Annotated in this window: 16 protein-coding genes and 1 pseudogene; 9 read left to right on the forward strand and 8 right to left on the reverse strand. The window is 60.7% G+C overall.

Annotated features, from left to right (window positions below):
- Nucleotides 1–38: 38 nt before the first annotated feature.
- Nucleotides 39–1,313: a uracil-xanthine permease family protein gene (locus HX807_RS00465; protein WP_087692860.1), complete on the reverse strand. Its 1,275-nt coding sequence runs from the start codon at nt 1,311–1,313 to the stop codon at nt 39–41.
- A gap of 2 nt (nt 1,314–1,315) precedes the next feature.
- The gene (gene upp, locus HX807_RS00470) at nt 1,316–1,954 is read right to left on the reverse strand and encodes a uracil phosphoribosyltransferase (RefSeq protein WP_003216149.1); all 639 of its coding nucleotides are present in this window, start codon (nt 1,952–1,954) and stop codon (nt 1,316–1,318) included.
- Nucleotides 1,955–2,119: 165 nt separating this feature from the next.
- Here upp and HX807_RS00475 point away from each other — a divergent pair, with 165 nt between their 5' ends.
- From HX807_RS00475 to HX807_RS00490, 4 genes are all read left to right on the forward strand, one after another.
- Nucleotides 2,120–2,677, forward strand: a complete 558-nt coding sequence (locus tag HX807_RS00475) for a hypoxanthine-guanine phosphoribosyltransferase (protein ID WP_003216150.1) — start codon at nt 2,120–2,122, stop codon at nt 2,675–2,677.
- Between the two features lie 3 nt (nt 2,678–2,680).
- The gene (locus tag HX807_RS00480; RefSeq protein WP_102604701.1) at nt 2,681–3,148 is read left to right on the forward strand and encodes a WbuC family cupin fold metalloprotein; all 468 of its coding nucleotides are present in this window, start codon (nt 2,681–2,683) and stop codon (nt 3,146–3,148) included.
- Between the two features lie 35 nt (nt 3,149–3,183).
- Nucleotides 3,184–3,669 (forward strand): hypothetical protein, encoded by a 486-nt coding sequence (locus HX807_RS00485; RefSeq protein ID WP_003216152.1) that lies wholly within the window; start codon nt 3,184–3,186, stop codon nt 3,667–3,669.
- Between the two features lie 208 nt (nt 3,670–3,877).
- On the forward strand, nt 3,878–4,165 hold the full coding sequence (locus tag HX807_RS00490; RefSeq protein WP_003216153.1) for a PA4642 family protein: 288 nt from the start codon (nt 3,878–3,880) through the stop codon (nt 4,163–4,165).
- A gap of 94 nt (nt 4,166–4,259) precedes the next feature.
- Here HX807_RS00490 and mqo read toward each other — a convergent pair whose 3' ends face one another.
- The gene (mqo, locus tag HX807_RS00495; RefSeq protein ID WP_003216154.1) at nt 4,260–5,768 is read right to left on the reverse strand and encodes a malate dehydrogenase (quinone); all 1,509 of its coding nucleotides are present in this window, start codon (nt 5,766–5,768) and stop codon (nt 4,260–4,262) included.
- A gap of 727 nt (nt 5,769–6,495) precedes the next feature.
- A complete protein-coding gene (locus tag HX807_RS00500; RefSeq protein WP_003216156.1) occupies nt 6,496–6,729 on the reverse strand; it encodes a hypothetical protein in 234 nt (77 codons plus the stop codon).
- A gap of 184 nt (nt 6,730–6,913) precedes the next feature.
- Between HX807_RS00500 and HX807_RS00505 the strand changes: the two genes are divergently transcribed.
- The gene (locus HX807_RS00505) at nt 6,914–7,498 is read left to right on the forward strand and encodes a YajG family lipoprotein (RefSeq protein ID WP_003216157.1); all 585 of its coding nucleotides are present in this window, start codon (nt 6,914–6,916) and stop codon (nt 7,496–7,498) included.
- A 102-nt stretch (nt 7,499–7,600) separates the two neighbouring features.
- Here HX807_RS00505 and HX807_RS00510 read toward each other — a convergent pair whose 3' ends face one another.
- Nucleotides 7,601–7,810, reverse strand: a complete 210-nt coding sequence (locus HX807_RS00510) for a hypothetical protein (protein WP_008434269.1) — start codon at nt 7,808–7,810, stop codon at nt 7,601–7,603.
- A gap of 181 nt (nt 7,811–7,991) precedes the next feature.
- On the opposite strand from HX807_RS00510, the gene HX807_RS00515 reads away from it, so the two are divergent.
- Nucleotides 7,992–8,249, forward strand: a complete 258-nt coding sequence (locus tag HX807_RS00515) for a hypothetical protein (RefSeq protein ID WP_003216159.1) — start codon at nt 7,992–7,994, stop codon at nt 8,247–8,249.
- Between the two features lie 135 nt (nt 8,250–8,384).
- On the opposite strand, the gene HX807_RS00520 is transcribed toward HX807_RS00515, so the two are convergent.
- Nucleotides 8,385–9,548 (reverse strand): 1-acyl-sn-glycerol-3-phosphate acyltransferase, encoded by a 1,164-nt coding sequence (locus HX807_RS00520; RefSeq protein WP_029615884.1) that lies wholly within the window; start codon nt 9,546–9,548, stop codon nt 8,385–8,387.
- 144 nt (nt 9,549–9,692) lie between these two features.
- On the opposite strand from HX807_RS00520, the gene HX807_RS00525 reads away from it, so the two are divergent.
- The 3 genes from HX807_RS00525 to HX807_RS00535 are packed head-to-tail and all read left to right on the forward strand — an operon-like array spanning nt 9,693 to nt 10,805.
- A complete protein-coding gene (locus HX807_RS00525; RefSeq protein ID WP_003216161.1) occupies nt 9,693–9,872 on the forward strand; it encodes a CPXCG motif-containing cysteine-rich protein in 180 nt (59 codons plus the stop codon).
- A 15-nt stretch (nt 9,873–9,887) separates the two neighbouring features.
- On the forward strand, nt 9,888–10,148 hold the full coding sequence (locus HX807_RS00530; RefSeq protein ID WP_017477710.1) for a putative signal transducing protein: 261 nt from the start codon (nt 9,888–9,890) through the stop codon (nt 10,146–10,148).
- Nucleotides 10,149–10,184: 36 nt separating this feature from the next.
- Nucleotides 10,185–10,805, forward strand: coding sequence for an SOS response-associated peptidase (locus tag HX807_RS00535; protein WP_003216163.1), 621 nt, complete (start codon nt 10,185–10,187; stop codon nt 10,803–10,805).
- Between the two features lie 133 nt (nt 10,806–10,938).
- On the opposite strand, the gene HX807_RS31870 is transcribed toward HX807_RS00535, so the two are convergent.
- Both HX807_RS31870 and HX807_RS31875 read right to left on the reverse strand, forming a co-directional pair.
- Nucleotides 10,939–11,781: a methyl-accepting chemotaxis protein gene (locus HX807_RS31870; protein WP_371132336.1), complete on the reverse strand. Its 843-nt coding sequence runs from the start codon at nt 11,779–11,781 to the stop codon at nt 10,939–10,941.
- A 15-nt stretch (nt 11,782–11,796) separates the two neighbouring features.
- A pseudogene (locus tag HX807_RS31875) lies at nt 11,797–13,077 on the reverse strand (HAMP domain-containing protein); the annotation flags it as partial.
- Nucleotides 13,078–13,235: the final 158 nt, after the last annotated feature.

Genomic DNA, 13,235 nt, shown 5'->3' on the forward strand with positions numbered 1-13,235 from the left:
CAACCATAGAATCTCCCACATTGGTTTTGCGTTGGCAGTTAGATCAGCGGCTCATCCGGCTTCCTGTTCTTCCAGCCGTCATTGCCCGGCAGCAGCAGATTCAACGCAATCGCTACCACCGCACACAGGGCGATGCCCTTCAGGCCAAAGTCATCCGGGCCAGTGCCGGTGCCTACCAGCACACCGCCAATCCCGAACACCAGGGTCACCGACACAATCACCAGGTTGCGCGCTTCGCCAAGGTCGATCTTGTGGCGGATCAGGGTGTTCATCCCCACTGCGGCAATCGAGCCGAACAGCAGGCACAGAATCCCGCCCATTACCGGGACTGGAATGCTTTGCAGCAGCGCGCCGAACTTGCCGATAAACGCCAGGCTGATGGCAAACACCGCCGCCCAGGTCATGATCTTCGGGTTGTAGTTCTTGGTCAGCATCACCGCGCCCGTCACTTCCGCGTAGGTCGTGTTGGGCGGGCCGCCGAACAGGCCGGCAGCGGTGGTGGCGATCCCGTCACCCAGCAGGGTGCGGTGCAGGCCAGGCTTCTTCAGGTAGTCGCGACCGGTCACGCTGCCCACCGCAATCACACCACCGATGTGTTCGATCGCCGGGGCCAGGGCCACCGGGACGATAAACAGGATCGCCTGCCAGTTGAATTCCGGTGCGGTGAAGTGGGGCAGGGCGAACCACGGTGCGGCGGCGATCTTCGCGGTGTCGACTACGCCGAAGTAGAACGACATGGCGAAACCCACCAGCACGCCGGAGATGATCGGCACCAGGCGGAAAATGCCTTTGCCGAACACCGCCACGATCAGCGTGGTCAGCAGCGCCGGCATCGAGATCAGCATGGCGGTCTGGTAGTGGATCAACTCACTGCCGTCACCGGCCTTGCCCATCGCCATATTGGCCGCAATCGGCGCCATGGCCAGGCCAATGGAAATGATCACCGGCCCGATCACCACCGGCGGCAGCAGCCGGTCGATGAAACCGGTGCCCTTGATCTTCACGGCCAGGCCCAGGAAGGTGTAAACGAAGCCGGCCGCCATCACGCCACCCATGGTCGCCGCGAGGCCGAACTGGCCCTTGGCGAGAATGATCGGGGTGATAAACGCAAAGCTCGACGCCAGGAACACCGGTACCTGGCGCCCGGTAACCACCTGGAACAACAAGGTGCCCAAGCCTGCGGTAAACAGGGCGACGTTTGGATCGAGACCGGTGATCAGCGGCATCAACACCAGCGCGCCAAATGCTACGAAGAGCATCTGTGCGCCAGACAGGATCTGGCGCCAAAGCGGGTCGTTGAACTCATCCTGCATGGTCACGCGTCCTTCTGCTTGGTACCGAAGATCTTGTCGCCGGCATCGCCCAGGCCCGGGATGATGTAGCCATGTTCATTCAGGCGTTCATCGATGGATGCGGTGTAGATCAACACGTCCGGGTGGGCTTTCTCGACGGCGGCGATGCCTTCGGGAGCGGCCACCAGCACCATGGCGCGGATGTCCTTGCAACCGGCTTTTTTCAGCAGGTCGATGGTGGCAACCATGGAGCTGCCGGTGGCGAGCATCGGGTCGATGATCATCGCCAGGCGCTCGTCGATTTCCGGTACCAGTTTTTCCAGGTAGGTGTGGGCCTGCAGCGTCTCTTCGTTGCGGGCCACGCCTACGGCGCTGACCTTGGCACCCGGGATCAGGCTGAGCACGCCTTCGAGCATGCCGATACCGGCACGCAGGATCGGCACCACGGTAATCTTCTTGCCGGCGATTTTCTCGACCTGGACGGGACCACACCAACCGGCGATCTCGTAGTTTTCCAGGGGCAGGTCTTTGGTCGCCTCGTAGGTGAGCAGCGCTCCGACTTCCTGAGCAAGCTCACGGAAGTTCTTCGTGCTAATGTCGGCGCGGCGCATAAGGCCGAGTTTATGTCGGATCAGCGGATGGCGGATCTCACGGATGGGCATGGGGAAAGGCTCCGGCGGCGGGCAAAAAAACCGGCCTAGATTAATCTATCCGAGGGTGTTGTCCTATAGACATCTAGTACGTTAGTCCATTAAGGCTTGAACGTTGCGCCTCACATGCGTACCTTTGCCCGCTTTTCTTGCCACAGCACCCCCTTGGAGAGCGCCATGTCCGCTGATCTCGAGCATATCCGTCAAATCATGCGCGAGGCTGACTGCCTGTACACCGAAGCGCAAGTCGAAGAGGCCATCGCCAAGGTCGGCGCGCACATCTCCCGTGAAATGGCCGACACCAACCCGGTGGTCTTTTGCGTGATGAACGGTGGCCTGATTTTCGCCGGTAAATTGCTCACCCACCTGCAATTCCCGCTGGAAGCGTCCTACCTGCACGCCACTCGCTATCGCAATGAAACCAGTGGCGGCGACCTGTTCTGGAAAGCCAAGCCGGAAGTCTCGTTCATCGACCGCGACGTGCTGATCATTGACGACATCCTCGACGAAGGTCACACCCTGGGCGCGATCATCGACTTCTGCAAACACGCCGGCGCGCGCAAGGTGCACACTGCCGTGCTGATCGACAAGGACCACGACCGCAAGGCCCGTCCGGACCTGAAAGCCGATTACGTGGGTCTGCCGTGCATTGACCGTTACATCTTCGGTTACGGCATGGACTACAAAGGCTACTGGCGCAACGCCAATGGGATTTACGCCGTTAAGGGGATGTAATCAATGGCCAGCTTTCTTGATCAAACGCTGTTTGCGGAGCTGGCCGAGAAAGCGGCTGGCAGCCCTCGTGGCCGGCATCACCACAACTTTCATCAGATGGAAGAGCCATGCCATCGCATGGCTGTCGGCATGCAGCCCAGCACCTATGTGCCGCCTCATTGTCATTTGAGTGCCGATAAGGCGGAAACCTTGCTGGTGCTGAAGGGCAGCCTGGGCTTGTTGATCTTCAGCGAGACCGGCGAGGTGCTGGCCAAGCGCGTGATGCAGGCGGGCGGTGAGTGCCAGGGCGTCGATTTGCCGCCCGGGGTGTTTCACGGCCTGGTGGTGCTGGAGCCAGATACTTTGATGTTCGAATGCAAAGCCGGACCGTATCGACCGGTGGGAGAGGGTGAGCTGGCCAGTTGGGCTCCCCGTGAAGGCGACGCTGAAGTGGCTGAGTATCAGCGCTGGATGCTTGCCCAGTTCGATTGAGCTAAAGTGCTGGGCCATCTTCCACGGAGCGGCCCATGCGCCTTTTGATCCGCAGTTGCGCCGCCCTGGCGCTGACCCTCAGTTTGCCCCTGGCGGCTGCTCCGGTGCCGCTGCACAGCCAATTCCTGCCGCCCGACGACCTGACCCTGCGCGCCGAAACCCCGGACCAGCAGCAATTGCTGCAAGTCACCGAGTATTCGGTGGTGGTGGGTAACCAGCGCCAATCCACCCAGCAGCCGATCCCGGTGACCTCGCCGTTGATGATCCGACTCAAGGGCAAGTCCCTGAACAAAGGCGCGACCATCGCCCAGGTGATCCTCAATTTCGATGCCGAAAGCAAAAGCCTGAAAAAGCCGGTGTTCGACGATAAAAGCAAAACCCTGACCTTGTCGTACCCGATGACCCAGTATCGGGTGATCGTCGATCTGCTGCGCAACGACACGGTCTATGTGCAGTTCCTCAGTTACGCCAACGGCCATATCTGGGCCGATTTGCACACCGGGGCGGTGCGCGCCAAATAATCCAGCCGACGCGCATTCGGCGGTGTAAATACAGTCAATGTGGGAGCTGGCTTGCCTGCGATAGCGGTGGGTCCGTTGGCCCATCTGTTACTGATGCACCGCTATCGCAGGCAAGCCGGCTCCCACATTGGTTCGCGTAGCTTTCGAAGCCGCGGTGCCGCAGGTAAACTGCTTTTCCCGTGTAAATGTCTGCAGGCTGGAGTCGGTAATGCGTAAAGATAAGAAACAGGTGATTGGTGATGAAATCGGCGACGAGCAAATCAAGCTGTTCCTGGATTTCGAGCCGGTAGACGCCACTTCGCCGTCCCTGCACAAACTGATCAAGGCCTACCGCGGCCTGCGTATCGACGACTTCGAACGCTTCCTGGTTTTCTTCAAGGAAGCCGGCCTGGACCTCGATGGCAAGGACGAGCATGGCCTGACCTTCGTTGAAGTGATCAAGGACCAGCGCAACGCCGCCGAGTACATCGAGCTGATCGAACAAGCTCGCGGCTGATTGTTGCGGACGAAAAAAAACGCCCCGTTAGGGGCGTTTTTCGTTCCCACGCTCTGCGTGGGAATGCATCAACTGACGCTCTGCGTCACGACGCTCAAGCGTAGCTTTCGGTCTCGCTGCTCTGCTCAACCAGTTCCAGGCTGATGTTGTTCTGCGTGTTGATCTTGCGATACAGCTCGGCATCGGTCTCCAGGACCTTTTCCCGAGCCGGGAAGATCTCGTGCAGCTTGGCGGCCCACTCACCGGCCGCTTTCGTCGGGAAGCAGCGTTCGATCAGTTCCAGCATGATCGACACGGTCACCGAAGCACCTGGAGACGCGCCGAGCAGGGCGGCCAGCGAACCGTCCTTGGCCGCAACCAGTTCGGTACCGAATTGCAGCACGCCGCCTTTCTTCGGGTCTTTCTTGATGATCTGCACCCGTTGGCCGGCCACTTCCAGGCGCCAGTCTTCGGCTTTTGCCTCAGGGTAGAAGCGACGCAGGGATTCCAGGCGCTGCTCCATGGACTGGCGCACCTCGCTGACCAGGTACTTGGTCAGGTCCATGTTGTCCCGGGCCACGGCCAGCATCGGGCCGATGTTGCCGGCACGAATCGACATGGGCAGGTCAAGGAACGAGCCGTGCTTGAGGAACTTGGTGGTGAAACCGGCGTATGGCCCGAACAGCAGGGATTTCTTGCCGTCGACCACACGGGTGTCGAGGTGCGGCACCGACATCGGTGGCGAACCCACGGCCGCCTGGCTGTAGACCTTGGCCTGGTGGTGCTTGACCACTTCCGGGTTGTCGCAACGCAGCCACTGGCCGCTGACCGGGAAGCCGCCGAAGCCCTTGCTTTCCTCGATGCCCGAGGCTTGCAACAGCGGCAGGGCCGCGCCACCGGCGCCGAGGAACACGAACTTGGCGTCCACATCACGGGAATTGCCGCTGTTGACGTCCTTGATGCTCACGGTCCAGCCGGCGCCGTTGCGCTTGAGGCCGGTGACGCGCTTGCTGTACTTGACCTGGGCATCCGGGGCGCTGGTCAGGTGCGAGAGCAACTGGTTGGTCAGGGCGCCGAAGTTGACGTCGGTGCCGTTCATCACGCGGGTGGCGGCGATTTTTTCGTCCAGCGGGCGGCCGGGCATCATCAGCGGCATCCACTCGGCCATCTCGCTGCGGTCTTCGGTGTAGTGCATGTCCGAGAACGCGTGGTGCTGGCTGAGGGTTTCAAAACGCTTCTTGAGGAACGACACGCCTTTCTCGCCCTGTACGAAGCTCAGGTGCGGCACGGGGCTGATAAAGGATTTGGACGAGCCAAAGGTGCCTTTCTTGGTCAGGTAGGCCCAGAACTGCTTCGACACCTCGAATTGGGTGTTGATGTGCACGGCTTTCTTGATGTCGATGGAGCCGTCGGCGGCCTGCGGTGTGTAGTTCAGCTCACACAGCCCGGCGTGGCCGGTACCGGCGTTGTTCCACGGGTTGGAACTTTCCGCGGCACCCGAATCCATCAGCTCAACGACTTCCAGCTTGAGGCCGGGGTCGAGCTCTTTGAGCAGTACGGCGAGGGTGGCACTCATGATGCCCGCACCTACCAGTACTACGTCGACTGCTTCGTTATGCGCCATTTAACGCGTCTCCAAAATCTGCAGCACCAAATTGACGGCATGGCTGCCAGGAGTGACGGGGCGGTTCACGTGATGCCCCAGGTTACCCATGGCCAGGATCGCCATGTCCGATTCTTCGCAATTTATCGCAAGCGGACGCTGCCGACCGGGCCTGATCTGCGTATGAACGCATTTAAGGGCGCCTGTGGCAATTCGACTTATGGTCAAGCTCGTCCGATCGTGCAACCAAATCCGTAGCGGACAGGCTTCAAGCTCCGGTTCTTGAGGAGTGCTCGGTCCTGTGTGGTGGGGCTGTTCCAGACGCTGATGGTGCTTGTACAAACGCAAAACTATTCATTTGCTCGCCACACTCTTGTGAAGTTGTGAAAACCCGTTTTTTTCACGCTCTTTTGAAGACGTGAACCTCAAAAAAGGGCTGCCCCAGCCTGGCACCTGGCCCGAAATAACTGCCGGCAAGCGGCAAAACGGGCAAACAACTCAAGTGGCCGAGCGCATGGCAGCTCTGGCAGATTCGGGTAAAGACGATGGTTTGCAGAGAAAACAGCAAGCTCGCCAGCTTCACACGATCTGTGTGGGCGGCTCTCTGTGGGCGGTGCGGGGGAGCTAATACAAGTGCATTAGCGATGCTGCGAGGCCCGATCAGGAGACGTCCTTATAATCGGGGGGAGATTGTAGCGAAGAAATGCGCGCAAATGGACGTGTTTAATGACTTTTATTAGCAGTCTGGTCAGGAGGCCAACGCGTGCCGTGCCTGTGGCTGCGAAACCCGGGGGCTGACGCGGGCGCTGGCGGGCAGCGGACGGTGCATCCAGCTCAGGCGGGTCTCTTCGACTTCGACCCAGCCTTCACCGACGGGCGGCAGGCTGCACTGCTTGAAAGCCTGGCAGCAGCCTTGGGCGTCGAGCAGGGCGAAGTGGCGATGGCTGGCGTGGGAAAAGAACAAAGATTTGAGAAGGCGCATGGCTGTGTACCCGGTTCGTTACATGCTGCGAAGGTTGGCAGTCTGGCATGACATTGAGGTGACGGTTCTGTGTGAAAATTGTAATTTCGCCGACAGTTCAGGCGCCGTTCAGGAATTCTGGTGAGTGGCGAGCGCTCACCGTTATACTGGCGCCCTGTTTGCATCTAGTCCTGGAGAAATGAGTATGTTGCAACGCCTGTTGTTCGGTTTGATCACTGTGACCAGTTTGACCCTGGTTGGCTGCGCCCACAGCCCGCAACAACTCAGCCCGCAACCGAAAATCACCACCCAGCTGGCGCCTGTCGGCCATGGCCAGCCGGTGTCGGTGCGTGTGGTTGACGGTCGTCCGTCGCCGACCCTCGGCACCCGTGGCGGCCTGTACCCGGAAACCAGCGCCATTACGGTGACCGGTGCGGACGTGCTGCCCAAGCTGCAAGCCCAGGCCGAAGCGGCCGTGCGCCTGTTGGGCTTCACCCCTTCCAACTCGCCAGGTGCGCCACAACTGACCATCACCCTGGCCGAGCTGAAGTATCAGTCGCCCAAGGAAGGCCTGTACGTGACTGAAGCCACCATCGGCGCGACCTTCAAGTCCGACGTGACTGCCGGTACCCGTCGCTACAGCGGCCGTTACGGCGCATCCCTGGACCAGCGCTTCGGCATGGCGCCGAACCAGGAAACCAACACCAAGCTGGTCAGCGACGTGTTGAGCGATGCCCTGACGCGCCTGTTCAAGGACCCGAGCATCGGTTCGCTGCTCAGCTCGCAGTAACCGTCAGGCGGGCGCGGAGCGCCCCAGTCGGCATTCCTTTGCGGCGCGTGGGAACGATGACCGGGCTCAGCGATGAGCCCGGTTTTTTTACGCCTGCCGTTTTCATGCAGCCGTTTCGACATAAAAGTCCAGCACACTCACGCCAGTGAGCAAGTCCAACTCCGGCAGGTCGGCATGTTGATGCCCGCCGAGGGCGCAATACACCAGCCAGTGGCGGTCCTGCACATTGAACGCGAGGCCGCCCACCAGGGCCTCTTGCTCATCGCTTGGGGCAATCAGATACAGCCGATCCTGGTTCTGCGCGTGCAACATGACAAGCTCCCGGGCTTTCGAAGGGCAACAGAGTGGCTTGTTAAGGTGACGTTCAGGTGACGCTGTAAATTACTGGATACATTAGCCGTCAATGGGGAAGGAGTAATGACGCGCAGGCGGCGCATATCATTCAGGTTTGTATCTGGATTGATACCAAGACACTGATACATCGAGGTTTGCGATGTCGCTGACCGCACTACTGCTCAATTCCCTTGCCCTGTTACTGGCCTGCCCGGCGGCATGGCTGCTGTTTGTCACGCGCCTGCATGAACAGCGCGCGATGGCCCGCCTTGCCGCGCAAAGCGAACTGCGTGCCATTGATCAGCCGATGCTGTATCTGGACGTGTTGACGCAGCGTACCTATCGCCTGTTCTACCGGTTGGGGTTTGCCTGTCTGGGGCTGGCGTTGCTGGTGTCCTTTCTTAGTACCCGATTGTAGGAACACCCTAAAAACAACTGTGGGAGCGGGCTTGCTCGCGAAAGCGCGGTGTCAGTCAATACATGATTGGCTGATCCACCGCCTTCGCGAGCAAGCCCGCTCCCACATTGGGTTTGCGCTGTTGCTGGTACCGGGTTACAGGGCAATCCCGGCCTTGACCCGGTACTGATTCCTCACCGGCGTCGCGTATTGCAATACCAGATACGGCCGATGCTCGGCCGGGCACGCATTCAAGCGCCGCTCCCACTCTGCCTTTGCCTTGGCCAACTCGTCCGCCGGGAATACCTCGGCTGCGGTCGGTACCTGCAATTGCGGATCGGCATCGCTCCATTGGGCGTACGCCAGGTAATGCACCGGGAACAACCGATACCCACCCAGGATCTGCCGGTCCATTTCGATCGCCAACAGCTTGGTGTCTTCGAACGCCTCGGTGATCGGCGGCGCGAAGTTGACGTGTACCCGGCCCTTGTAGCCGGTGATGCCCAGGGCGATGCTCACGTCATCTTCCCCCGGCGCCTTGCTGTAGGTGCCGGTGGTGGCGCGGATGTACAGCTCGCGGGCCTTGGCTGCGTCGCACGGGTCGTATTCGTAGCTGATGGACACCGGCGTCAGGTTCAGTGACTGGATGACTTCGGCGAACGGCTCGTCCTTGCGGCTCATGTGGAACATCTTGAGGATCGCCGACTCGGTGCGATCATCCCCATCCTTGGCGCGGCCTTCGGCCTGGGCGATCCAGATCGACTGGCAGTCGTTGCGAATCGAATGGTTGATGTAGGCCGACAGCAACTGATAGGCCGCCATCTTCTCTTTGCGCCCGGTGATCGAGCGGTGCACGATGAAACTCTTGTTCAGGCGCATCAGGTCGCTGACAAACGGCTTCTGCAGCAGGTTGTCGCCGATGGCGATGCGCGGCGTCGGCAGGCCGGCGTGGTACACGGCGTAGTTGACGAAGGCCGGGTCCATCACGATGTCGCGGTGGTTGGCCAGGAACAGGTAGGCGCTGCCGGACTTGAACTGCTCCACGCCGGTATAGGTCACGCCGTCGGTAGCCCGCTCGATGGTGTGGTCGACGTAAAACTCGACTTTGTCCTGCAGCGTGGCCACGGTGGTGACGCCGGCGAACTCACGGCGCAGTTTATGAGCGATCATCGGCTTGAGCAGCCAGCCGAAGGCGCCGGCAAAGCGCGGGAAGCGAAAGTGGGTCAGGATGTCCAGAAAGGCCTTGTCACTGAACAGTCGGGCCAGCACTGCCGGGACTTCGCTGTCGTTGTAAGGTCGGATGGTATCGAATTCGCCCATCATGCTCTCTTGTTAGAAACGGCTAGGGTAAGTAAAGGTTTGGAACAATAAATATCAGGGCGTGGTCCGGGCAATTGGCCGGGACGAAAAATAGCCCTGTAAATAGACCGGCGATTATACGCACAAGTCACCTTGGAGACCGCGATGGAAGAGGAGTCGTACGAATGTCCTTATTGTGGAGAGGTAGTCACGGCGCTACTGGACCTGTCGGCGGGCGATCAGGAATATATTGAGGACTGCCCGGTGTGCTGCCGGCCTATTGTTTTCGAGCTGCAGGTTCATGACGGCGAATGGATGCTCAACGTACGCAGCGAGAACGAATAAATAAAAGGTACGCCCATGCAGCGAATCTACGAGCCGGAAAACCTGATGGAAGGCGAGCTGCTGCAAGGCATGCTCGAAAGCGAGGGCATCACCGCGCACCTGGTGGGGCGCGATTTGCTCGGGGGTACCGGCGAACTGCCGATCTATGGCCTGCTGGCGCTGGCGGTGGAGAACGACCAGGCCGCCTACGCCCGCGAGCTGATCACCGCCTACAACGGTGCGCAACCACTGCCCGGTGATGAACCCGACAGCTTTCCCGACGTGCTGGTCTGTTAGGCTGTCGGCCAGTTTCTCCAAGAGTCGTGTTGCCCCATGTGTGGACGTTATGCCCTGTTTCGCTGGAACCCCGCGTTTGCTGCCTTGCCGGGCTTCCCGGCCGACCAGCAGGCCCAGTGGAACATCTCTCCCAATGACTCGGTGCTGATCCAGCGCCTGAGTGACGGCCAGCACACCCTGGCGCGGGCGCGCTGGGGCCTGACGCCGCCCTGGCTGACCGATCTCTCTCGTACACCGGCCCATGCCCGGGCGGAAACCCTTGCCGAACAGCCGATGTTTCGCGAAGCGTTTCGCCAGCGCCGCTGCCTGCTGCCGGCCAATGGTTTCTACGAATGGCGCGGCACCCAGCGCAAGCGCCCGTACTGGCTGACGCCGGGGGAGGGCAGCACGCTGTTCTTTGCGGCGATCTGGGAGGCGTATCCGGTGCAGGAGCAGGTGTGGCTGAGTACGGCAGTGGTGACCCAGGCGGCGCAGAGTCAGCGCCGACCGTTGATTCTGGATGCGGCGGGGCAGGCAGCCTGGCTGAACCCCGAGACGCCGCTGCACACCTTGCAGGCCTTGTTGGCCAGTGAACCCACCGCGTTGCGCGAGCGGGTGCTGGCCAATATGGTCAACGATCCGAAGCTGAATGGACCGGAGTGCCTGACGCCGGGTTGAGCGTTGTGTTGAATCGGCCGGCCTCTTCGCGAGCAAGCCCGCTCCCACATTTGATTGCATTTCAACTGAAGGAATGCGATCGAATGTGGGAGCGGGCTTGCTCGCGAAGGCGCCCGAAAGGGCGCCGCTTGACTCAAACCTTGAACTGATTGATCAACCGTCGCTGCTGCTCCGCCAGCTTGGTCAGGTCTGCGCTGGCCGCGCTCGACTCATCCGCTCCGCCGGCCACTTCATTGGCCACCTGTCCGATATTGATCACGTTGCGGTTAATGTCCTCGGCCACCGCGCTCTGTTCCTCGGCGGCGCTGGCGATCTGGGTGTTCATGTCGTTGATCACCGACACCGCCCGGGTAATGGTCTCCAGCGCCTGAGCCGCCTTGGCCGCGTGTTGCACGCTTTCATCGGTGCGGTTCTGGCTGTCTTCCATCACCCGCACCACGTCGCGGGTGCCTTGTTGCAGTTGCTGGATCATGGCCTGGATTTCTTCGGTAGCCTTCTGGGTCTTCTGCGCCAGGTTGCGCACCTCGTCGGCCACCACCGCAAACCCGCGCCCTTGCTCACCGGCCCGTGCGGCTTCGATTGCCGCGTTGAGCGCCAGCAGGTTGGTCTGCTCGGCAATCCCGCGAATCGCTGTGAGGATGGCATTGATGTTCTCGCTGTCCTTGGCCAGCGCCTGCACCACACCGACCGCCTTGCCGATTTCCTCGGCGAGGGCGCCGATGGAGGTGGAGGTGTCGCGCACAATCTGCATGCCCTGGCTCGCCGCTTGATCAGCGTGGCTGGCGGCCTGTGCGGCCTGGGTGGCGTTGCGCGCCACGTCCTGTGCGGTCGCGGTCATCTCGTGCACGGCGGTAGCCACCTGGTCGATCTCGACCATTTGCTTGTGCACGCCCTGGTTGGTGCGAATCGCGATGTCGGCGGTGTGCTCCGACGAGTCGCTGACCTTCTGCACCGAACTCACCACCTGGGTAATCATCCCCTGCAACTTGGCCAGGAATGTATTGAAGCCGCTGGCAATCGCCCCCAGTTCGTCGGCGCGATCACTGGTCAGGCGCCGGGTCAGGTCGCCTTCGCCCTGGGCGATGTCATTGAGCATCGCCACCATTTGCTTGAGCGGCCGGGCAATGCCGTGGCCCACCAGCCAGATCACCAGCAAGCCGATGCCGGCGATCAGCAGCCCGGCCACGGCCATGCCGAAAATATCGGTTTTGCGCTGGGCGTCGAGGTCGTGCTGCATCGCCTGCAGGTCGGCCATTACCGCACTCAGGGGCAGTTGCAGGAGCAGGGTCCAGCGGGCGTCGGTCTGGCCGATGTTGAACGGCAGGAACAGCTCGATATGCCCGTGTTGCTTGTCCACGTCATAGCGCACCTCGCCGATCTTCAGTTGGCCGAGGTTGGCCAGTTCGTTGCTGTCCAGCAGGTCGCTGGCTTTTTCCCCGAGCTTGCTGGCGTCCTTGGTATAGGCCACCAGGCGACCGTTGCTGGAAATCAGCGCCAGTTCGCCAGCACCGTTGTACAAATTCTGATCAGCCTTGGTGAGCATTTCCTGGATGAAGTTCACCGACAGGTCGGCGCCGACGATGCCCTGGAAGGTGCCGTCGATCATGATTGGTTCGATAAACGAGGCGAGCATCACCATCGCATTCCCGACTTTATAAGGGGCCGGATCGATGGCGCAGGGCTTTTTGCTTTCCTTGGAACACAGGTAGTACTCACTGGCGCGCACGCCGGTGGACAGGATGGTCTGGTCGGCCACGTCAGCCAGTTTATCCAGGCCCAGGCTGCCGTCGGCATTGCGGAACCACCACGGCAGGAAGCGGCCGTTGGTTTCGATGCCGACCACCGGGCTGTTGACGTAGGCAGCATCGTTGTGGTCGATGGCGTTGGCTTCCCAGCCTATATAGGCGCCAAGAATCTTCGGGTTACGCACCACGGTTTCGTGGATCAGGTTGATCAGTTGTTCACGGGAGACCGCCAGTTGCGGGTTGCCGTTGGCGTCTTTCATGCCCATCAGGGCGTTGGCGGTGGCCAGGCCCTTGGCCGTCACCAGCGGTGCTTCGAGTTCGCGCTGGATCAGCGTCGCCTGGGTTTGCGCCAGGGCGGTCAGGCGCTGCTCGATGATTTGTTCGAATTGACCCTGGGTGCGTTCCTGCACCATCTCCTGGGTGCGCGCCCCGGCGAACAAGGCATACAGCACCAACACCGCCACCACGCTCAGGACAATGGCCCCGGCCAGTGCCGCGACAGAAAATTGAATCGACTTGAACTTCATGACGGCTCCGAACGCAGGGGGAGATTGGCTGCTTGTGTATATCGGCCGCGGGCGGGGGAGACATGAGGGCCATTACCTCAAAATGGCTGTGCCGGATGGGCGAATGTCGTAAATGGAATGGTTGCCAGCGTTTGTGAATTTTTTGCGGCAGTGTGGGA

This window comes from Pseudomonas sp. D8002, assembly GCF_013385695.1.
Lineage (GTDB): Bacteria > Pseudomonadota > Gammaproteobacteria > Pseudomonadales > Pseudomonadaceae > Aquipseudomonas.

What these genes read in the sequence shown, in the direction of transcription:
- HX807_RS00465 (WP_087692860.1), bottom strand. Translation starts at nt 1,313, where the DNA reads ATGCAGGATGAGTTCAACGACCCGCTTTGGCGCCAGATCCTGTCTGGC.
- mqo (WP_003216154.1), bottom strand. Translation starts at nt 5,768, where the DNA reads ATGGCGCATAACGAAGCAGTCGACGTAGTACTGGTAGGTGCGGGCATC.
- HX807_RS00525 (WP_003216161.1), top strand. Translation starts at nt 9,693, where the DNA reads ATGGAAGAGGAGTCGTACGAATGTCCTTATTGTGGAGAGGTAGTCACG.
- HX807_RS00530 (WP_017477710.1), top strand. Translation starts at nt 9,888, where the DNA reads ATGCAGCGAATCTACGAGCCGGAAAACCTGATGGAAGGCGAGCTGCTG.
- HX807_RS00500 (WP_003216156.1), bottom strand. Translation starts at nt 6,729, where the DNA reads ATGCGCCTTCTCAAATCTTTGTTCTTTTCCCACGCCAGCCATCGCCAC.
- HX807_RS00520 (WP_029615884.1), bottom strand. Translation starts at nt 9,548, where the DNA reads ATGGGCGAATTCGATACCATCCGACCTTACAACGACAGCGAAGTCCCG.
- HX807_RS00510 (WP_008434269.1), bottom strand. Translation starts at nt 7,810, where the DNA reads ATGTTGCACGCGCAGAACCAGGATCGGCTGTATCTGATTGCCCCAAGC.
- HX807_RS00490 (WP_003216153.1), top strand. Translation starts at nt 3,878, where the DNA reads ATGCGTAAAGATAAGAAACAGGTGATTGGTGATGAAATCGGCGACGAG.
- HX807_RS31870 (WP_371132336.1), bottom strand. Translation starts at nt 11,781, where the DNA reads ATGATTACCCAGGTGGTGAGTTCGGTGCAGAAGGTCAGCGACTCGTCG.
- HX807_RS00505 (WP_003216157.1), top strand. Translation starts at nt 6,914, where the DNA reads ATGTTGCAACGCCTGTTGTTCGGTTTGATCACTGTGACCAGTTTGACC.
- HX807_RS00535 (WP_003216163.1), top strand. Translation starts at nt 10,185, where the DNA reads ATGTGTGGACGTTATGCCCTGTTTCGCTGGAACCCCGCGTTTGCTGCC.
- HX807_RS00515 (WP_003216159.1), top strand. Translation starts at nt 7,992, where the DNA reads ATGTCGCTGACCGCACTACTGCTCAATTCCCTTGCCCTGTTACTGGCC.
- HX807_RS00485 (WP_003216152.1), top strand. Translation starts at nt 3,184, where the DNA reads ATGCGCCTTTTGATCCGCAGTTGCGCCGCCCTGGCGCTGACCCTCAGT.
- HX807_RS00475 (WP_003216150.1), top strand. Translation starts at nt 2,120, where the DNA reads ATGTCCGCTGATCTCGAGCATATCCGTCAAATCATGCGCGAGGCTGAC.
- HX807_RS00480 (WP_102604701.1), top strand. Translation starts at nt 2,681, where the DNA reads ATGGCCAGCTTTCTTGATCAAACGCTGTTTGCGGAGCTGGCCGAGAAA.
- upp (WP_003216149.1), bottom strand. Translation starts at nt 1,954, where the DNA reads ATGCCCATCCGTGAGATCCGCCATCCGCTGATCCGACATAAACTCGGC.